13 protein-coding genes are annotated in these 20,522 nt (G+C 47.1%); 9 read left to right on the top strand and 4 right to left on the bottom strand.

Features of this window, described 5'->3' with window-relative positions:
• Window positions 1-3 precede the first annotated feature (3 nt).
• Both F3I09_RS27580 and F3I09_RS27575 read left to right on the top strand, forming a co-directional pair.
• Window positions 4-6,117, top strand: coding sequence for a HAMP domain-containing protein (locus F3I09_RS27580; protein ID WP_188133980.1), 6,114 nt, complete (start codon window positions 4-6; stop codon window positions 6,115-6,117).
• Between the two features lie 30 nt (window positions 6,118-6,147).
• A complete protein-coding gene (locus F3I09_RS27575; protein WP_149698280.1) occupies window positions 6,148-7,410 on the top strand; it encodes a response regulator in 1,263 nt (420 codons plus the stop codon).
• 77 nt (window positions 7,411-7,487) lie between these two features.
• Here the strand turns inward: F3I09_RS27575 and F3I09_RS27570 are convergent, their stop codons facing one another.
• Window positions 7,488-9,911, bottom strand: a complete 2,424-nt coding sequence (locus F3I09_RS27570; protein WP_188133979.1) for a glycoside hydrolase family 3 N-terminal domain-containing protein — start codon at window positions 9,909-9,911, stop codon at window positions 7,488-7,490.
• Window positions 9,912-10,127: 216 nt separating this feature from the next.
• On the opposite strand from F3I09_RS27570, the gene F3I09_RS27565 reads away from it, so the two are divergent.
• The 6 genes from F3I09_RS27565 to F3I09_RS27540 all read left to right on the top strand — a co-directional run bounded on the left by F3I09_RS27565 (window position 10,128) and on the right by F3I09_RS27540 (window position 15,646).
• Window positions 10,128-11,234: a Fic family protein gene (locus F3I09_RS27565; protein ID WP_149698279.1), complete on the top strand. Its 1,107-nt coding sequence runs from the start codon at window positions 10,128-10,130 to the stop codon at window positions 11,232-11,234.
• Between the two features lie 106 nt (window positions 11,235-11,340).
• Window positions 11,341-12,006, top strand: coding sequence for a hydrolase (locus tag F3I09_RS27560; protein ID WP_149698278.1), 666 nt, complete (start codon window positions 11,341-11,343; stop codon window positions 12,004-12,006).
• 160 nt (window positions 12,007-12,166) lie between these two features.
• Complete coding sequence (locus tag F3I09_RS27555) at window positions 12,167-14,059, top strand: amidohydrolase (RefSeq protein ID WP_149698277.1); 1,893 nt, start codon at window positions 12,167-12,169, stop codon at window positions 14,057-14,059.
• A gap of 15 nt (window positions 14,060-14,074) precedes the next feature.
• Entirely contained in the window at window positions 14,075-14,509 is a 435-nt protein-coding gene (locus F3I09_RS27550) for a DoxX family protein (RefSeq protein WP_149698276.1), read from the top strand.
• A gap of 12 nt (window positions 14,510-14,521) precedes the next feature.
• A complete protein-coding gene (locus F3I09_RS27545; protein WP_149698275.1) occupies window positions 14,522-14,995 on the top strand; it encodes a Dps family protein in 474 nt (157 codons plus the stop codon).
• Window positions 14,996-15,001: 6 nt separating this feature from the next.
• Entirely contained in the window at window positions 15,002-15,646 is a 645-nt protein-coding gene (locus tag F3I09_RS27540; protein ID WP_149698274.1) for a YoaK family protein, read from the top strand.
• Between the two features lie 109 nt (window positions 15,647-15,755).
• Here the strand turns inward: F3I09_RS27540 and F3I09_RS27535 are convergent, their stop codons facing one another.
• Together F3I09_RS27535 and F3I09_RS27530 are read right to left on the bottom strand one after the other, a co-directional pair.
• Window positions 15,756-17,672, bottom strand: a complete 1,917-nt coding sequence (locus F3I09_RS27535) for an SPFH domain-containing protein (protein ID WP_149698273.1) — start codon at window positions 17,670-17,672, stop codon at window positions 15,756-15,758.
• A 554-nt stretch (window positions 17,673-18,226) separates the two neighbouring features.
• On the bottom strand, window positions 18,227-18,622 hold the full coding sequence (locus F3I09_RS27530; RefSeq protein ID WP_149698272.1) for a VOC family protein: 396 nt from the start codon (window positions 18,620-18,622) through the stop codon (window positions 18,227-18,229).
• A 38-nt stretch (window positions 18,623-18,660) separates the two neighbouring features.
• On the opposite strand from F3I09_RS27530, the gene F3I09_RS27525 reads away from it, so the two are divergent.
• Entirely contained in the window at window positions 18,661-19,887 is a 1,227-nt protein-coding gene (locus F3I09_RS27525) for a cytochrome c3 family protein (protein WP_149698271.1), read from the top strand.
• Here F3I09_RS27525 and F3I09_RS27520 read toward each other — a convergent pair.
• Window positions 19,880-20,455 (bottom strand): Crp/Fnr family transcriptional regulator, encoded by a 576-nt coding sequence (locus F3I09_RS27520; RefSeq protein ID WP_149698270.1) that lies wholly within the window; start codon window positions 20,453-20,455, stop codon window positions 19,880-19,882. The two genes, F3I09_RS27525 and F3I09_RS27520, sit on opposite strands and share 8 nt — an antisense overlap.
• Between the last annotated feature and the right edge of the window lie 67 nt (window positions 20,456-20,522).

Genomic DNA, 20,522 nt, shown 5'->3' with positions numbered 1-20,522 from the left:
ATCATGAACACGCGGAGAAAAAGTCCCGAGAATACTGCTTTGCCTGAAAAGGGTGTGGAGAAAAATCCACAAACTTCCACAGCAAAAAGCAAAAAGCAAACAAAACAGGTCTATGCGCCGGTGACTGACGAATTGGATTTACGTCAGCTATTACAGGTGTTATCTGAGGTCAGAAGCGGTAACTTCTCGGCCAGGATGCCGGCAGACAGCATCGGGTTAAGTGGTAAGATCTGTGATACTGTCAATGAGATCATTTCCCTGAATGAAACACTGGTAGAAGAATTAACCCTGGCGCGGAATACCATTGGGAAAATGGGACGTCTGAATCACCGGGTGGTGATGCCCCGTACTGCAAAAGGATCCTGGGACACGGCGGTGCTCTCCATCAATACATTGATCTCGGATCTCGTACATCCAACTATCGAAATAGCACATGTAATCAGTTCTGTGGCGAAAGGAAATCTTTCCCAGGAAATGCCGTTGCAGATAGAAGATCACGTGCTGCAAGGGGAGTTTGCCCGTATTGCCACTGAAGTGAATGGGATGGTGAAACAGCTGAACCTCTTCTCCCGCGAGGTGACACGTGTAGCCCGTGAGGTAGGCTCTGAAGGTAAACTGGGAGGACAGGCGAAAGTAAAAGACGTGGCAGGTGTATGGAAAGATCTTACCGACTCTGTAAACCAGATGGCGGGCAACCTGACCGCCCAGGTGCGTAATATCGCAGATGTGACCACAGCGGTGGCGAAAGGAGATCTTTCCAAGAAAATTACAGTAGACGTACAGGGAGAGATCCTTGAACTGAAAGATACGATCAATACCATGGTGGACCAGCTAAACTCCTTCTCATCCGAGGTAACGCGCGTGGCGCGTGAGGTGGGTACAGATGGTAAGCTGGGAGGTCAGGCTGAGGTGAAAGGGGTGGCAGGTACCTGGAAGGACCTGACAGACTCTGTGAACCAGATGGCGTCCAACCTGACAGGCCAGGTACGTAACATCGCCGAGGTAACGACAGCGGTGGCAAGAGGCGACCTGTCACGTAAGATCACCGTGGATGTGCGCGGGGAGATCCTGGAGCTTAAAAACACCATGAACACGATGGTGGACCAGCTGAACTCTTTCTCTGCTGAGGTAACGCGTGTGGCGCGTGAGGTAGGTTCTGAAGGTAAGCTTGGAGGCCAGGCGACCGTAAAAGGCGTAGGTGGTGTGTGGAAAGACCTGACGGACTCTGTAAACCAGATGGCGGGTAACCTGACGGCCCAGGTACGTAACATCGCAGACGTGACAACGGCCGTAGCGAAAGGTGACCTCTCCCGTAAGATCACTGTGGACGTAAAGGGAGAGATCCTGGAACTGAAAAATACCATTAATACCATGGTGGACCAGCTGAACTCCTTCGCTTCTGAGGTGACCCGTGTGGCACTGGAAGTAGGTACGGAAGGTAAGCTGGGTGGCCAGGCGAAAGTGCAGGGAGTGGGTGGTACCTGGAAAGATCTGACGGACTCCGTAAACCAGATGGCGTCCAACCTGACGGCCCAGGTGCGTAATATTGCTGAAGTAACAACAGCGGTAGCGAATGGTGATTTGTCCAAAAAGATCACTGTGAATGTGGAAGGAGAAATCCTGGAGCTGAAAAAGACGATCAACACAATGGTGGACCAGCTGAACTCTTTCGCCTCTGAGGTGACCCGTGTGGCGCTGGAAGTAGGTACAGAAGGTAAGTTGGGGGGCCAGGCGAAAGTGCAGGGCGTGGGCGGTACCTGGAAAGATCTGACAGAATCCGTGAACCAGATGGGGTCTAACCTGACAGCCCAGGTGCGTAATATTGCAGAGGTGACGACAGCGGTAGCGAAAGGTGACCTCTCCCGTAAGATCACGGTGGACGTAAAAGGAGAGATCCTGGAGTTGAAAAATACGATCAACACCATGGTGGATCAGCTGAACTCATTTGGTTCGGAAGTGTTCCGTGTGGCCCGTGAAGTAGGTTCTGAAGGTAAACTTGGCGGCCAGGCAGATGTACCTGGCGTGGAGGGCTTATGGAAAGACCTGACGGACTCCGTGAACATTATGGCGTCCAACCTGACATCGCAGGTACGTAACATCGCAGAGGTAACAACTGCGGTGGCAAATGGTGACCTGTCCCGTAAAATTGAAGTAGACGTAAAAGGAGAGATCCTTGAATTGAAGAATACCATCAATACCATGGTGGAACAGCTGCGCGCCTTTGCCTCTGAGGTAACGCGTGTGGCCCGTGAGGTAGGTACAGACGGTAAACTGGGTGGTCAGGCATTCGTACCGGGCGTAGGTGGTACCTGGAAAGATCTGACGGACTCAGTAAACCAGATGGCGGGTAACCTGACAGCCCAGGTGCGTAACATCGCCGATGTGGCTATTGCCGTGGCAAACGGAGATATGTCCCGTAAGATCACAGTAGACGTACGCGGAGAGATCCTGCAGCTGAAAGAAACCCTTAATACCATGGTGGACCAGCTGCGTGCGTTTGCCTCTGAGGTAACGCGTGTGGCCCGTGAAGTAGGTACAGACGGTAAACTGGGTGGACAGGCATTTGTACCGGGGGTGGCCGGTACCTGGAAAGACCTGACGGACTCTGTAAACCAGATGACTGGTAACCTGACCTCACAGGTGCGTAACATTGCAGAGGTAACGAAAGCCGTGGCCTCCGGTGACTTATCCAAAAAAGTAACGATAGACGTAAAAGGAGAGATCCTTGATCTGAAAAATACCATCAACACGATGGTGGACCAGCTGAACTCATTCGCCTTCGAGGTAACGCGTGTGGCCCGTGAGGTGGGTACCGAAGGTAAGCTGGGTGGCCAGGCAGAAGTACAGGGTGTGGGAGGTACCTGGAAGGACCTGACGGACTCTGTAAATATGATGGCGTCCAACCTGACCAACCAGGTACGTGGTATCGCCAAGGTGGTAACTGCCGTGGCTACAGGTAACCTGAAACAGAAATTGTCCATCGTATCCCGTGGTGAGGTGGCACAGTTGACAGAGACCATCAATGAAATGATCGATACGCTGGCATTGTTTGCCGACCAGGTAACGACGGTGGCCCGTGAAGTGGGTGTGGAAGGACGACTGGGAGGTCAGGCGAGTGTGCCAGGCGCTTCCGGTATCTGGAAGAACCTGACAGAAAACGTGAACCAGCTGGCGGAAAACCTCACTACCCAGGTGCGTGCTATCTCCGCAGTGGCATCTGCGGTAACGAAAGGTGATCTCACCCAGATGATCCGCGTGGAAGCAAAAGGTGAGGTGGAAGAATTGAAAGATACCATCAACCAGATGATTGCCAATCTGAAACAGACAACGCTGCGTAACCAGGAGCAGGACTGGCTGAAATCCAACCTGGCCAAGTTCACACAAATGCTGCAGGGCCAAAAAGACCTGAATACGGTAACCCGCCGCATCCTATCGGAGCTGGCGCAGGTGGTGAACGCGCAGAAAGGCATGTTCTACATCCTTGAACAGGAAGAGAACCTGGTAAATCCAAAACTGAAGTTATTTGCAGCATACGCTTATGGCAGCGAGGTAGGCATGTCCCGGGAATTTGCACTCGGACAGGGCCTGGTAGGACAATGTGCTGTGGAGAAAGAACGTATCCTGCTGACCAATGTACCCTCCAACTATATTAAGATCAGCTCCGGCCTGGGCGAGGCCCCCCCGGTGAACCTGATCGTGCTGCCCGTATTGTTTGAAACACAGATCAAGGCGGTGATAGAACTGGCCTCCTTCGATATGTTCAGCCAGACACACCTGGACTTCCTCAGCCAGCTGACGGAAAGTATCGGTATCGTGCTGAATACGATCGAAGCGAATTCCAGAACGGAAGACTTGCTGGAACAGTCCCAGTCACTGGCGGATGAGTTAAGACGTACCAACGAAGAGCTGCAGGATAAAGCCCACCTGCTGGTGAAACAGAAGGAGGAGGTGGAAGAGAAGAACAAAGAGGTGGAAGAGGCAAGGAAATCTTTGGAAGAAAAAGCAGAACAGTTACAGCTTACTTCCAAGTATAAATCGGAGTTCCTGGCCAATATGTCACACGAGCTGCGTACGCCGTTGAACTCCCTGCTGATCCTGGCGCAACAGCTGTATGAAAACCATGACGGCAACCTGAATGAAAAACAGGTACGTTATGCAAAAACCATCCACAGTTGCGGCGATGACCTGATCCAGCTGATCAATGATATTCTCGACCTGTCGAAGATTGAATCCGGTTATATTTCCACAGACTTCATCAAGGTGCGTTTCAGCGAGGTGGTATCTTTTGTGGAGACTACATTTAAACACGTCTCAGAAAGTAAGAACCTGCGCTTCCGGATCGAGATGGACGACCAGCTACCTCCGTCTCTGGAAACGGACGTACAGCGTCTGAACCAGATCCTGAAAAACCTGCTTTCCAATGCGTTTAAGTTCACAGAAAAAGGAGAAGTGAAGCTCCGTATCTATGAAGCAAAACGTAACTGGCGTATGATCAGTGAAAGCCTGGAAAGCGCGGACAAAGTAGTGGCCTTCGAGATCAGGGATACGGGAATAGGTATTTCAAAAGATAAGCAGAATATTATCTTCGAAGCTTTCCAGCAGGCAGAAGGCTCCACCAGCCGAAAATATGGAGGTACCGGCCTCGGGCTGTCCATCAGCCGTGGCCTGGCAGACCTGCTGGGTGGTTCCATTGAACTGGAAAGTGTGGCCGGACGGGGTAGTACCTTTACACTGTTCCTACCACTGCAATATAACCCTGCTACTATCAGAAGAGAGAAACAAAGCAGCCTGACGGTAGGACAATACCAGCTACCTGACGGATATGAGGCTTCTCTCATGCAAACCATACCCGGAGTAAAGGTCCCTGAAACAAAAGACCTGGACGGCTTAAATGAGATCATTAACGAAATAGGTGATGACCGGACACATATTATCGATACGGATAAAGTAGTGCTGATCGTAGAAGATGATGTGCGTTTTGCCAAGATCATGCTCGAAAAGGCACATGAGATGGGCCTGAAAGTAGTAGTGGCTACCAGCTTCGGCGATGTGTTCGACCTGACAAACAAATACAATCCGATTGCAGTGACATTGGATGTAAAACTGCCGGACGCCAGCGGGTGGAGGGTATTGGATCTCTTTAAGAATGACATTAACCTTCGCCACATTCCTATTCACCTGATCTCGGGAGAAGAGAACCGTTTACTGGCGATGCATCGTGGCGCCAGAAGTTTTAGTCTGAAGCCGTTGAAGGCGGAAGCATTAAATGTATTATTCGCCAACATTTTGGAACATGATAACCGGAGAACGAAAAAAGTATTGGTCGTGGAAGATAATGAACCGGATGCTTCACAGATCGCCAGGATACTGGACAATGGTGATCTGATCGAGATGGATTTTGTGGTAAATGGAAAAGCGGCGATTGATCGCGTAAATAATACAGTATATGATTGTATCATTGCAGATTATATGCTGCCGGATATTGACGGTGCGGAGTTCGTTGCCAATATGAATACGGTGAACCGGTACAATGCAACGCCGGTGATTGTATATTCAGCAAAGGATTTTTCCAATAGTGAAAAATCAAAGCTGAAACAGTATGCAAATAAAATATTGCTGAAAGGTGTTAATTCCCTTGACCTGTTATTGGAAGAAACGGTGATGCAGCTGCACATTAGTCACCAGTCCCTGTTGCCGGAAAAGAGAAAGCTGATCGAAGATCTCCGTTCTCAGAAAGATGTACTGATCCATAAAAATGTCCTGGTAGTAGATGATGACGTTCGCAATCTGTTTGCACTGACTACTGCATTTGAAAGATTCCATATTAATACGATTACGGCGGAAAGCGGTAAGGAGGCAATGAATATTCTTAGTGAAAATAGCGACATCGATATTGTACTGATGGATATCATGATGCCTGAAATGGATGGTTATGAAACGATGCAGAAGATCAGAAGGGAGCATAAAAACAGTGCATTGCCTATTATTGCTGTAACAGCAAAAGCAATGAAAGGTGACAGGGAGAAATGCCTGGAAGCCGGTGCCTCTGACTATATCACAAAACCATTAAAAATTGATCAATTGCTGTCGCTGATGCGTGTATGGCTGTACAGGTAGTTTTTATATTCAATTGAAAATCGAACAATTTTGCAGGACCAGGACTTAATTAAAATATTGGTTGTCGACGACCGGCCGGATAATTTATTATCCATAGAATCCATCCTGGAAAGGGAGAGCTATACGATTGTAAAAGCCAGTTCAGGGAGGGCTGCGCTGAAAATCCTGTTAAAGGAATTCGATTTCTCATTAATACTGATGGATGTGCAGATGCCTGACATGAATGGTTTTGAAACAGCTGCGCTTATCTATCAACGGGATAAACTGAAAGAGATCCCCATCATCTTTATTACAGCCCACAGCCATGAAGAGGAGGCTATTTTTAAAGGATATAGAGTAGGGGCGGTAGATTTTATCTATAAACCTATCAATCCTGAATTGTTGCGTATAAAGGTGGGACTGTTCGTTGAACTGTACCGTAAAACGCAATCTCTCATTGCACAGGAACAGAAGTTGCTGCTGGCAAATGCTTCCCTGCAACGGGAAATTGTAGAAAGAGAAGCTTCCGAACTTAAAGTACGCGAACTGAACCGGCAACTGCTGCAGAATAACATACATCTGAAGGCTGTGAATGAAGAACTGGACAGGTTTGCGTACATAGCATCTCATGATCTGCAGGAACCTTTGCGAAAGATCAGGGTCTTCAGTGATATGATCCTGCAAAGGAAAAACGGCGAAGTGGAAGTGAATAAATATGTGCAAAAGATCACAAATGCGACTATTCGCATGCAACAACTGGTAAGCGATCTGTTAAGGTTTTCACGCCATTCCATACAGGGAGGTGACTTTATGCTGTGCGATCTGAATGAGCTGGTGAAAGAGGCGTTGACGGAACTGGAGATCAAGATCCAGCAGACCAATGCCAGGATACAGATTGACGCATTGCCCTCCTTACAGGTGATCCCGACCCTGATGCGGCAGGTGTTCTATAATCTTATCAGCAATGCATTAAAGTTCCGGAAAAAGGAAGTAGCGCCAGAAGTACATATTTATGCAGAGATGGTGACCTCCCCGGAGTATCTGAGAGAAAGAGATAACGGTAATTACTACAAGATCTTTGTAACGGATAATGGTATTGGTTTCGAGAGCCAGTATGTAGAGGATATTTTCGTTGTGTTCAAGAGATTGCACAGTTATCATGAGATAGAAGGCACAGGCATCGGCTTGTCTATCTGCAAAAAGATCATGGAACAGCACAATGGCTTTATTACAGCCACGAGTGAGATTGATAACGGTGCTACCTTTATCATTGGTATTCCTGAGAAGCAACTGCTGCCAATGAATATAGCGTAACTTAATATTTTATGAAATAGAAATAGCCATCCCGTTTGTGCGAGATGACTATTTCTATTTTTGTTGTTTGCTACGGATCAATATTTACACAATACCTGTTGCTTCACCTCAAAGCTGCCATTTAAACGGATGTCGTCAGATGACGCGCCGACCATTACAGAAAAAGTACCTGGTTCTACCACCCATTTCATATCAATATTCAGCAACTTCAGATCTTCAGGTAACAGTTCAAAGGTAACTTCCTGCTGTTCGCCTGGCGCCAGATGTATACGCTTGAATTTCTTCAATTGTTTTACCGCAGTAACAACGGCGCTGGCATCATCACGAACATATAACTGAGCTACTTCATCGCCGGCTACCTTGCTTGTATTCTTCAATGTGAAGGTAACAGACACTTTCAGGTTATTGCCTGTGGCCTGTACGTTAGTCTTCAGGTGCTGATAGTCGAAAGTAGAATAGCTTAAACCATAGCCGAAGCTGTATAAAGGTTTCGCATCCATTTCTACATAGTCATGCCTGGATGCATGTTTGTAGTTGTAATATACGGGCAATTGTCCTACAGACTTAGGAATGGAAACTGGTAAACGGCCAGCAGGGTTATAATCACCAAATAGTACATCTGCCACTGCATTTCCACCTTCCTGACCAGGATACCATGCATTCACAATGGCAGGTACATGCTGTGCTGCCCAGTTGATATTCAGCGGACGGCCTTCAATCAGTACCAGTACCACCGGTTTACCGGTAGCCATAATACGCTCCAGCAGGCGGGATTGTAAACCCATCAGGTCAAGGCTTACCCTGTCATATCCTTCCCCGCTTTCCATATCGCTTACTGCCACTTCTGCTGATTTAACTTCTGCCGCGCCGGTGCTCTGGTAAGAGGTTTCGAAATCGCGTGCGCTGGAGCCACCCAGTACCAGCACTACAGCGTCTGCCTGTTGGGCAGCTGCAACAGCTTCATTGATGCTGGCATGAGCAGTATCGCGGATGGCACAACCTTTTACATAAGTAATCTTTGTATCAGGTGATACTTTGGCCTTAATACCTTCCAGTACGGTCACTATCTTTTCCTGAGGCTGTGGAGCGGTATAATCCCCCAGCTGGTTGTAAATGTTGTCTGCATTGGGGCCGATCACTGCCAGATTTTTAATGGTCTTATTCAGTGGCAGCAACCCATTTTCATTCTTCATCAGTACGATTGATTCAGCTGCTACGCGTTTTGCCAGTGCTTTATTCTCAGCCGTACCTACTGACTTTTCTGCAACATCTGCATCTACATATGGGTGCTCGAACAAGCCCATGGCGAATTTCAGTCTGAGTACATGCGCCACAGCTGTATCAACCGTTGCCATTGTTACCTTTTTATCGTTCACAGCTTTTATTAAAGCATCGCTATAAGCTTCGCCTCCAAGGTCTGCATCCAAACCTGCGTTGATAGACAGCGCCGCCGCTTCTTCCATGGTCGCCGCTACATGATGATTAGAGCGCACACCGGGAATGCCGCCCAGATCAGAAACGGTGAAGCCTCTGAATCCCCATTGTTTTACCAGCACATTTTTCAACAGGAAACTGTTGGAGCTGCACGGTACGCCGTCAATGGAGTTGTAAGACGCCATGATGGATAATGCTCCCGCTTTGATAGCTGACTGGAAAGGAGGCAGATAGGATGAATACAGGTCTCTCAGACCGGTAAGTGCGATACCGCCGTTATGTCCGCCTTCAGGAGAACCATATGCGGTGAAATGTTTCAATGTAGAGATCACATTGCTGCCGGTATTGATATTACTGCCCTGGAAGCCTTTTACCATAGAGATACCCATCTGGCCGATCAGGTATGGATCTTCTCCATAGGTTTCTTCCAGTCTGGACCAGCGGGGCTCACGTACGAGATCCAGTACCGGGCCGTAGCCAATATGTGCACCCTGTACGCGTGCTTCCTTTGCAATGGCCGCTGCCATCTCCTGGATCAGGGCTGGGTCCCATGTGCTGGCCTGACCTATAGATGTAGAGAAGACAGTGGTTCCGATGGCCATATGTCCATGCGGACATTCCTCTGCCAGCAGAAGAGGTATACCCAGGCGGGTATTTTCCATCATATACTTCTGCAGGGCATTGGTAGCCTTCGCAGACAACTTCGGTGTCAGACCGGTCACCAGCGTTTTCTTCGTCCATGGATCGGCTCTTAAAGTAGCCCAGAAGCTACCAATATACCGTTTGGTGATCACTGTCTTAAATGCTTCACTGATGCCTACGGAATCACCTTTCTTTTCATACATATCCCATCCCAGCAGGGTGCATAACTGCCCTACTTTCTCTTCCAGTGTCATTCTCTTCAGCAGGTCTTTTACCCGGGCATCAACCGGTGCTGAAGGGTTTTTGTAAACGGCAGGGCTGGCAGTTCCTTTTTTTACCTGCCCCAGGGCTTGTGAGCCTAACCCGAGCACCATTATGAAAAGCATAAGATAACTCCGGCTAATAGCGATTTTGTTCATTCTCATTGGACCTGTTGATAAGATTCTATTATGTTAAGCTAATTGACAATCATTTGTTTAAAGCTCTATCAGTAAAAATAACAAGTACTGTGAGGAATTTCATAAGAATTTTGTCCGGTGGGGTTTTGCGGAGATTATGTAGCTTATTCTCCGCAAATTATGCGGAGAATAAGAGCGTCCTGACATGAATAAATCGTATATTCACCGCATAATTTGCGGAGAATGGCTACCTATATACATGAACTTGAAGATTGGCCGCATTTTCATTGGGAGCAGGAAATGCTTTCCGTGAAATTGGGTGCTGTACGCCATCGGCAGGGAAAGATCATGGGCCATATGGAGGCGTTAGGTTTTCCTTTGCAGGAAGAAGCGATGCTGGTGATCCTGACGTTGGATATTGTAAAGACGAATGAAATAGAAGGAGAGCTGCTGAATCCTGAACAGGTACGTTCTTCAGTTGCGCGCAAGCTGGGAATGGACATTCCGGGACTTATTCCTTCAGACAGACACATAGAAGGAGTGGTAGAGATGATGCTGGATGCTATCCTCCGGTATGATCTGCCACTCACTGAGGAACGTTTATTTGACTGGCATGCCGCAATGTTTCCGGCCGGAAGAAGCGGTATGTATAAAATCATTGCAGGAGACTGGCGTGACGATTCCAAAGGTCCCATGCAGGTTGTTTCCGGCGCTGCGGGAAAAGAACAGGTACATTTTCAGGCGCCACACGCCGATATGATAGCCAGAGAGATAAAAATCTTTCTGGATTGGTTTAATGGAGGTGTTAATATTGACCCTGTGCTAAAAGCAGCGGTTGCACACCTGTGGTTTTTGACGATCCATCCCTTTGCAGATGGTAACGGGCGTATTGCCCGCGCCGTAGCCGATATGCAACTGGCCCGCGCAGATCAGACCAGCCTTCGCTTTTACAGTATGTCTGCACAGATCAAAAAGGAAAGAAATGCGTATTATAAAATATTGGAAAGAACGCAGAAGGGAAGTCTTGATATTACAAAATGGCTGGAATGGTTTATTGACTGCCTGGAGCGTACCCTGATCGCCACTGAGGATATACTATCAGCAGTATTGAAGAAAGCCCGTTATTGGGATAAACACACTGCTGTTACCTTGAATGAGCGTCAGCGCCTGATGATAAATAAACTATTTGACGGGTTTGAAGGCAACCTCACTTCTTCCAAATGGGCAAAGATCACCAAATGTTCACAGGATACCGCTTTGCGAGACATCCAGGATCTCGTTGATAAAGGCATGTTACAAAAAACATCCTCAGGTGGAAGAAACACAAATTATGTGTTGAAAATGGATTAACCCCCACTTCGCCGGTGAATTGTACAACATTTCTCTGCATATGGCAATTGCGCCCCTCTCCCGTCCTTAATAACTTTGGATCTATTAACTTACCAAATTATAGATCATGCCAAACGCCACGCAATTGTCAGGTAAAGAAGCGCAACCATCTGCCGAACTACTCAATCCCGAAAATCATACACTTGTACTGATCGATTACGAAGGACAAATGGGTTTTGCCACTAAGAGCATCGATATCACAGAACTTCGTAATAATGTAGCCATTATAGCAGGAGCATCAAAAATCTTCAATGTACCCACTGTTGTAACAACTGTAGCAGAGGATAGCTTTAGTGGTCCGGTATTCCTGGAGCTGGAAGCTGCATATCCCAAAGCTACCTCCGGTTACATCGACAGAACTTCCATGAACACATGGGAAGATATCAATGCTTACAATGCCATTGTGGGAAAAGGAAAGAATAAAATTGTACTGGCCGGATTATGGACCAGCGTGTGTATTGTCGGTCCTGCACTTTCTGCCATTGCAGCAGGATACGAAGTATATGTAGTTACTGACGCCTGTGGCGACGTGTCAACAGAAGCGCATGAAAGAGCGGTACAGCGTATGATACAGGCAGGTGCGAAACCTGTTACTTCTATACAATATCTGCTCGAGTTACAACGCGACTGGGCAAGACAAGGCACTTATGAACCAGTGACCACACTTGTAAAGAAACATGGAGGTGGCTATGGCCTCGGCATTCAGTATGCACATACGATGTTAAAACACTAACAGCACAGATATTTTTCATAGCAGAGATCCTCTGCAGATAATATAGGGGAACAGGGCGTTTTCAAAGAACTGTGAGAGAAGTACGAATCCCGTACTTCTCCTTCACAGTGACGGCCCTTAATACTGTTTAATAACACCTATGCGCGTCAAATAAGGGTTCATGAAAGCAGATCTGATACTTTATAACGGGAATATACATACAGTTGACCGGGACAATCCTGCTGCTACAGCTGTCGCTATCAAAGATGGTAAATTCATAGCGGTGGGAGACGATATAAGCGTCATGAAAATGGCAGGTGAAGGTTCCACATTGATAGATCTGAAAAGAAGACGTACCATCCCCGGATTAAATGATTCACACACTCACCTGATACGTGGTGGCCTGAACTTTAACCTGGAACTACGTTGGGATGGAGTGCCATCCCTGGCAGATGCGATGAGAATGCTGAAAGAACAGGTAGCCCGCACGCCTTCACCACAATGGGTTCGCGTAGTAGGTGGCTGGAGTGAATTCCAGTTTGCAGAAAAGCGTATGCCTACCCTGGATGAGATCAACGCAGCAGCTCCGGATACACCTGTTTTTATCTTACACCTGTACGATAGGGCGCTGCTCAACAGAGCGGCATTGAGAGCGGTGGGATATACAAAAGACACGCCTGATCCTCCCGGAGGAAAGATCCAGCGGGATGCCGGAGGGGAACCTACCGGGCTGCTGCTGGCTACGCCCAATGCTATGATCCTGTATTCGACACTGTCAAAAGGACCTAAGTTGTCTTATGAATACCAGGTGAATTCTACCCGGCATTTCATGCGCGAGATGAACCGCTTTGGTATTACCAGTGTGATCGATGCGGGAGGTGGTTATCAGAACTTCCCGGATGATTATAAAGTGATTGATGAACTGCACAGAGAGAAACAACTTACTGTGCGTATTGCCTACAATCTTTTCACGCAAAGGCCAAAACATGAGGAAGAAGATTTTGACAGCTGGATAAAATCTGTAAAAGTCTACCAGGGTGATGATATGTACCGTCACAACGGTGCAGGAGAAATGCTGGTATTCTCTGCAGCGGATTTTGAATCTTTTGTACAGCCGCGTCCCGACCTTCCTGCCGTCATGGAAGAAGAGCTGGAACGAGTTGTGCGTCTCCTGGTAAGCAACCGTTGGCCTTTCCGGTTACATGCCACATATAATGAAAGTATCACCCGCTTCCTGAACGTGTTTGAGAAAGTGAATAGGGACATTCCTTTTGATGGTTTACCCTGGATCTTTGATCATGCGGAAACGATTGATGAAAGAAATATAGAGCGGGTAAAAGCCCTGGGCGGAGGTATTGCCATTCAAAGCCGTATGGCCTATCAGGGAGAATACTTTACGGACAGATATGGTAAAGCTGCTGCCGCGCATACACCGCCGGTTAAACGGATGCTGGAAATGGGCGTGCCTGTGGGTGCCGGTAGCGATGCCACCCGTGTGTCGAGCTATAACCCCTGGGTAGGGCTATATTGGCTGAGTGCGGGCAGAACGGTAGGTGGTCTGCAATTGTATCCCGATCAGCAACGCCTGAGCAGGGAAACAGCCCTGGAATTGTACACCAGGGGCAGCGCCTGGTTCTCCAATGAACAACAGAAGAAAGGCGTTATAAAGGTTGGGATGCTGGCGGATCTGACAGTATTGGATAGCGACTATTTCACGGTAACTGAAGAGGAAATTAAAGGCATAGAAGCTGACCTGACAATTGTGGATGGCCGTATTGTATATGCCAAAGGCGACTTCGATCAGTGGACGCCACCGGCTATTCCCATATTGCCCGATTGGTCTCCTACGGCAGTTTATAATGGCTATTATCCCGGTTCCAACAGGTTGGGTACTAAAACTTATAAGTTCAGGGAAAAGACTCCGTCAAATGATATTAGCGCCATGGTCCATCAGTGTATCGGTAGTTGTGGCGTGCATGGTCATGAACATGACAGGGCGCGTAAGAGTGATGTGCCTGTGAATAATTACACCGCTTTCTGGGGAGCCCTGGGTTGCTCCTGCTTTGCTTTTTAACTCAATAATGAGAAGATGATAGAAATACTGAAGGGTGTGTTATACTCTGATCTTGGAAGTGATATCAATAACCGGGCAATGTTTGTTTTCAGAATATTACTGGCGTTGGAATTGTTCAGGGTACACGGGTTGAAGAAATTTAAGGTGGAGAACGGACAGCGGGAACACGTGCCCAATCCATTACATCTTCCTGAGAAACTAAATGCCATGGTGGCGACGTTATCTGACACCATAGCTCCTTTCCTGGTAATGATCGGTATTGCTACAAGGTTGGTAGTATTGCCTGTTATTGGTGTGACAGCTATTGGTTATTTTGTGGTACACCGGCATGATAATGTTGAAGTAAGAGATGTACCCTATATGTATACGCTTTGCTTCCTTTTCCTGTTGTGTGTAGGTGCCGGAACTATTTCAGCAGATCATTACATCTATTCAATATTAACACAATAAACGTTTTTACAGATGGAGCCAAATATCGGTATCAAAAAAGAATACCTGTCACAGGTTGCACATGAGTTGAACAAGATCCTGGCGGATGAATTCCTGTTGTATACTAAGACCCGCAATGCACACTGGAACGTAGAAGGTCCGGACTTTCATTCCAAACATGTGTTCTTCGAGGCGCAGTATGAAGAGCTGGATGAGATTATGGATAGCGTGGCAGAACGCGTACGCTCTCTCGGTCATTATGCTCCTGCTACGCTGAAGGAATACCTTGCGTTGACCCACCTGACGGAGAAAAGCCGTTCAGCAAATGATGGCGCCGGTTTTATCAGTGAGTTACTGGCAGATCATGAAAGCCTGATCATTCATCTTCGTGAGAATATCAACCGCTTCGCGAATGACTGGCATGATGTAGGTACCAGCGATTATATTACAGGTCTCATGGAACAGCATGAAAAGATGGCCTGGATGTTAAGAGCACATTTAAGATAACAGACTATGGATGAAAAGAAAAATATAGCCTACATCAGTATTTGTCTGGCTTTTGCAGCAGGCTTCTGTGATGCTGCTACTTTCACTGCCGCAGATGAATTGTTCTCTGCGCATGTGACGGGCAACTTCGTAGTATTTGCCTATGACCTTATCAGGGGAGCAGAGGCAAAATCCTGGTTGAAATTGCTGTCTTTCCCGGTGTTCACGATTGCAGTTATTGCAGCGGGATGGTTTGCGCCAAAACTAAAAAGCGGTTACACACTATTGTTGGTGGAAGGTGCGATCCTGCTCGGGGCGGGAGCTCTTGATATTGCATTGGGAAGACCAGGCAGTACATGGGGAATGGTGATGCCCTATATAGTAGTATTGGCTATGGGAATACAGAATGCATTCGGCCGTTTGTATACCACCGCCGCATATGCTCCAACCACGATGATGACAGGCAATGTAACCCAGCTGACATTGGATATTGCGAAAATACTGATGCCTGGTGTATGGACCAGCGATCACCGGCCTGCATTTGCAAAGCAGTTTATGGTTATTGGCGGATTTCTGGCTGGTTGTCTGGCAGGTGCATTCCTGGCCGCCCATTTTGGAATGTGGACGGTAGCATTGCCAGGTGCATTATTGCTGTTGCTTTTCTTTATATAAGTTTTGTTCTCTGGCAGATATACTAATGACAGTACAACTGTCTAACAGGAATGGAAAAGGGCTGGTCTTCATGGCCAGCCCTTCTTGTATGTAGAAATGGATGAAAGGGTTATTTAGTTTCTTCTTTGGGTCCTTCCTGTTTGTTGCCCAGCTGCTCCAGTAGTTTCAGTCCCAGCAAACCGCTGATAGAACCATTGGTGCTGTCTCCGCCTCCAATGAGGATGTCAGGCATGATCTTGATATGCTGCTCACCGATGGCTTCCATTACCTTCAATTGGGTAAAGTTGTTACCGCCCATCGCTTCCACCGCCAGTTTATAAGACTCGGCGCTGGACTTACCGATAGCAAGGATCTTTTCAGCTTCCGCATTACCGGTTAGGGAGATCTTTTCTGCATCAGCTTTTGCGATCAGCTCTGTTCTTTCAGCTTCTGCTTTCGCCAGTACACGTACTTTTTCGGCCTCACCACTCGCCAGTAGTTTCATCCTGTCAGCTTCCGCATTGGCCTGCAGACGTACGCTGTTGGCATCACCGGTGGCCTTTTTAACCGCAGCGTCAGCGATCCTTTCTGCGATCAATACACCCTGGTCGGCCTTAACGATCTCTTTCTGGATTTCAGCGATAGCCGTTTCTTTTTCGAGCGCCTGCCTGGTTTCCTGTGCACGCATCTGCGTATCGTAGGTTACCTTCTGCTCTTCCGCCAGTTTACGGTCTGTCAGTGTTTTCATCAGGCTTTCAGGTGGCACGATGTCGCCGATCAGTGTATCCACACCGAATACGTTATATTGTTCCAGTACTCTACCAATGTGTGATTTGGCAGATTCCTGTCTTTCCTTACGGCTCTTCAGGAAGTCGATCACCTCAGCGTCCTGTGCGGAGTTACGGAAATAGTTACCGATGGTAGGCTCCAGTACCTGAGTAACCAGGTTGCCCATATTACCGAAACGGGCAATTACTTTAGGCGCCTCGGTAGACGGAATATGAATGATCTGCGCTACGTCCAGGTTGAAGGTAAAACCGTCCTTACTACGCACTGTAATGGTAGACAGGTTTTTGTCCAGCTGGTGAGCTTCGCTCCGTGCAGAGGCCCAGTTCAGCACCAGGTTGGTAGTAGGCACATATTCTACTTTCATGATGTACGGGTTGATAGGATATTTACCAGGTCCCAGTGGGTCGGCCCATACACCCTTGTGGTTTTTGGCAACGATGTTACCATGTTTGAACTCTACGCCGCTGAGGTCCTCCCCATCACTACCCACATAAGAAATAACGACACCCACATGGCTGATTGGGATCTCGGTCATCTGCCGCATTTCCACTTTGGCAAACCATGGGTTCAGGAAGTAGGAACCGGAGAGGATCACCTGCTCCTGCAGACCTTTATACCCGCCATTGGTAAGGAAGGCGTCTGCATCCTGGAAGTTGTTGTGGTTGGAGATGATCTTACCTGCGATCTGGCCGGTTTCGATAGCCTTACCTTCCAGGGTGGTAACGATACCTACTGCATTATCAGGTACAGTGGTCATATCAGTGATCTCCACTTCAAAAAGGAAAGTGTTGATACGATAAGAACCGGGTGTCATGATAGCAGTCTGTCGTCCTTTTTGGCCGCCGTTGTTAAGGAATGATTCCGCATTCTGGAAAGCATCGCAATCCACGCGGCGGGCCATAATAGCACCTGGCTGTAGTTCAGTACCGTCTTTTGCCAGTACTAGTCCGATCTTACCAGTAGGGATAATGGTAAATGACTGGAACGTCACTTCATATTGCCAGAACCATTTCCCGAAATATACACCGGGAGCCAGTGTCTGTGACTGAAAGCCCGCTTCACCATTAGTGGCGATGATACGGCCTTCCGGCAACTCCTGTTTACCAACCAGGACGAATTTCTTTGTAACAAGACCGATCTTGTCTTCCGGTACAATAACAAGACCAAAGAAGACGCGAAGGATGTACTTGTAGAGAATAAGGCATAGTACAGGCAGGCCGATGATCATCAGCCACCTGAGCATGTCAGATGTTTGCATAATTGTGCTGTGTTTATATGATATAGAAAATAGGATGCCGCTGACGCGTATATATGCATATACGCGAATAGATTGTACAAAACCGTACAAATGTGCATAGCGTTACTTTTACAGTTGTTACTGTAGTGAAAACGTGTGCAGACAGTAAGTCTGTTAAAACTTTCCGTCGTTCGTATAACTAAATTCCGGGGGGAGAAGTGTTAAGAATGGTGAAGTGTAAAAGGTACAGGTCTGTACGTATAAAGGAATCAGTGTCCATTGTAAATTTAATTACCATACAAAGGTTATAACAATTTTCTGAATTGCAAAAAAGATTCGGACGAATGGCATTAAAACATACTGCAAAAAACTGTTATTGTAGTTTGATAATCATTTAGTTGAATGATGTGTATAAATATTTGAATATTTTTCTCAGACGATGCTGTTAATACCCTTTAAATGCTCCCATATCCGGGCATCCAGCACGGCTATCCGCGAATACTTTTATATCTGCATCCTGCTCTTTTGGTAGTTTTAGATAAGGGAAACTATAGGGTGGGGTTTTACAAAAAATATCATTGTCTGACAGGCTGTATCAGGTCCCACATATTGCCATACAAATCTTCAAAAACAGCTACCGTTCCATAAGGTTCATGAACAGGCTGTCTGACAATTTTTACCGCTTTATCCAGCAGGTTCCGAAAGTCTCTCTCAAAATCATCCGTATAAAGAAACAGGAATACCCTGCCTCCCGTCTGATTGCCAACCCTGCTTTTCTGTTCTTCGCCAACGGCCTGGGCAAAGAGCAGGTTACATCCTTCTGATCCCGGCGGGGCTACCAGCACCCATCTTTTGTTATCGCCCAGCAGGGTATCTTCTATAAGGGTAAAATGGAGTTTTTCGGTATAGAACCGGATAGCATCGTCGTAATTGTCAACGACAAGCGTGATATGTGCGATCTTTTGTTTCATACTATAAATATATATCTTGAGGTCATTATTCCAACGTCATGAACAAACGCCTGCTATGCATATCCCTGCTGATCATTTCCTGTATTATTATTTTTTCACAATGTATCAGCAAGCGGCCGAAGGAAGATAACAAAGACCTCCGGGGAGAGCAATTTGCAGGATCAGCAGCCTGTATCAGCTGCCATAAGAATATTTACGATAGCTACGTAACCACCGGGCATTATAAGACTTCCAGCCCTGCCTCCCAGACAGCTATCAAGGGTAGTTTTGTAAGCCCTAATAATGTTTTTTCTTACAGTAATGGAACGAAGGTAGTAATGGAAGTCCGCGATAGTGGTCTTTTCCAGGCTGCTTATTCCGATAGTGCTTTACAGGAATTGCACCGGTTTGATATCAGTGTCGGATCAGGCAGAAAGGCGCAGACCTTTCTTTCCTGGCGGAATGGAAAGTATTTTCAGCTGCCACTGTCCTATTTTATCTCTGCGCATAGCTGGGCTAATAGTCCCGGTTTTCCGCCGTCTTATCCAAAATTTGACAGGATGATACCCAGTACCTGTTTCGGTTGTCATAGCTCCGCCGTGGGTATTAAAAACGTAAAGATGGAGGGTGTGCAGCTATCCGAGGAGTTTGAAAAAAATCAGCTGGTATATGGTATTGATTGTGAACGATGTCATGGTCCTGCGGCGGAACATGTAGCTTTTCACCAGGAACATCCGCAGGAAAAAGATGCCAGGCACATTACAAAGATCGGTTCCCTGAAAACCCGGCAGAAGCTGGATATGTGTGCACTTTGTCATTCCGGGTTGGGGACTCCGCAAAAGCCTGCTTTTGAATTTAAACCCGGAGATGCCTTATCGGATTATTTCTTTCCCGATATTACCCGCCCGGAAAAAGCGACGGCGATTGATGTACATGGAAAACAATATCAGTTATTTACTGCCAGTAAATGCTTTATAAAAAGTGATGGGATGAGCTGCTCTTCCTGCCATAATCCGCATAATAATGAGAGGGACCAGTTACTGGCTTTTTCTCAACGTTGTATGAGTTGTCATAAGACGGAAGATCATACCTTTTGTAAAATGACTTCGCTGCCAGCTGCCGTGCTTTCAAAGAATTGTATTGACTGTCATATGCCGGCATTGCCTTCCCGGAATATCACCATGCTGACCAACGGACAAACCAGCCCTACGCCGGATTCCATGCGTACACATCTGATCACTGTTTACAGGGAGGAAACAAAGAAATTCATGGCGGCGCTCAAATAGTAGTATTATCGGCATCTTTCAGTAACCTGTTCAGGCTTCTGACAGAAATGCCCAGGTATTCGGAAAGGTCTTGTTTTGTAAAGGTGATCTGCTGGGATTCAAGAGCAGACAGCAGCTGGGGTAATATTTCCGATAATGTATATAATTGTTGTCTTGCAGCCTTCTCAGAGATCCTGGCCAGCCGGGTAGCGATCAATTCCAGAACAACGCTGCCAAAGGTGGGTAGTGTTTTGAAGAAATGATGAAACTGCACGCTACTCATGGTATAAACGGTCAGCGGTGTGATGGCTTCTATTGTGCATGTTGCCCTGGTGTGCCTGATCGCTTCTATCTCCCCGAGTATCTCCCCTTCTCCCAGGAAATCCAGGATATAATCTCTTTCATTGTTTTCTGTAATAAAACACTTTGTCACACCCGACCTGATAATATATACACTCTGGAGCGCCTGGTCCTGTACAATCAGCCGCTGTTTAGGCTGAAGGGTTCGCAGCGTGATAGCATTGCCGGTGCTTTCATTGCCTGTCAGCTCTTCCATTAAATTCCGCAGTTGCAGATTTGTTGTGATCATATCTGTAAGTGGGACAAATGTCCCAAAATTTGGATTAACACCCCTTAACTTAGGGGTGAAGAATATT

Source organism: Chitinophaga sp. CF418 (genome assembly GCF_900142925.1).
Classification (GTDB): Bacteria; Bacteroidota; Bacteroidia; order Chitinophagales; family Chitinophagaceae; genus Chitinophaga.
This window is presented reverse-complemented; position numbering and strand designations above follow the sequence as displayed.

Bases quoted from the DNA above. Each gene is read 5' to 3' on its own strand.
- F3I09_RS27580 (WP_188133980.1), top strand. From the start codon at position 4: ATGAACACGCGGAGAAAAAGTCCCGAGAATACTGCTTTGCCTGAAAAG.
- F3I09_RS27570 (WP_188133979.1), bottom strand. From the start codon at position 9,911: ATGAGAATGAACAAAATCGCTATTAGCCGGAGTTATCTTATGCTTTTC.
- F3I09_RS27565 (WP_149698279.1), top strand. From the start codon at position 10,128: ATGGCTACCTATATACATGAACTTGAAGATTGGCCGCATTTTCATTGG.
- F3I09_RS27560 (WP_149698278.1), top strand. From the start codon at position 11,341: ATGCCAAACGCCACGCAATTGTCAGGTAAAGAAGCGCAACCATCTGCC.
- F3I09_RS27555 (WP_149698277.1), top strand. From the start codon at position 12,167: ATGAAAGCAGATCTGATACTTTATAACGGGAATATACATACAGTTGAC.
- F3I09_RS27550 (WP_149698276.1), top strand. From the start codon at position 14,075: ATGATAGAAATACTGAAGGGTGTGTTATACTCTGATCTTGGAAGTGAT.
- F3I09_RS27545 (WP_149698275.1), top strand. From the start codon at position 14,522: ATGGAGCCAAATATCGGTATCAAAAAAGAATACCTGTCACAGGTTGCA.
- F3I09_RS27540 (WP_149698274.1), top strand. From the start codon at position 15,002: ATGGATGAAAAGAAAAATATAGCCTACATCAGTATTTGTCTGGCTTTT.
- F3I09_RS27535 (WP_149698273.1), bottom strand. From the start codon at position 17,672: ATGCAAACATCTGACATGCTCAGGTGGCTGATGATCATCGGCCTGCCT.
- F3I09_RS27530 (WP_149698272.1), bottom strand. From the start codon at position 18,622: ATGAAACAAAAGATCGCACATATCACGCTTGTCGTTGACAATTACGAC.
- F3I09_RS27525 (WP_149698271.1), top strand. From the start codon at position 18,661: ATGAACAAACGCCTGCTATGCATATCCCTGCTGATCATTTCCTGTATT.
- F3I09_RS27520 (WP_149698270.1), bottom strand. From the start codon at position 20,455: ATGATCACAACAAATCTGCAACTGCGGAATTTAATGGAAGAGCTGACA.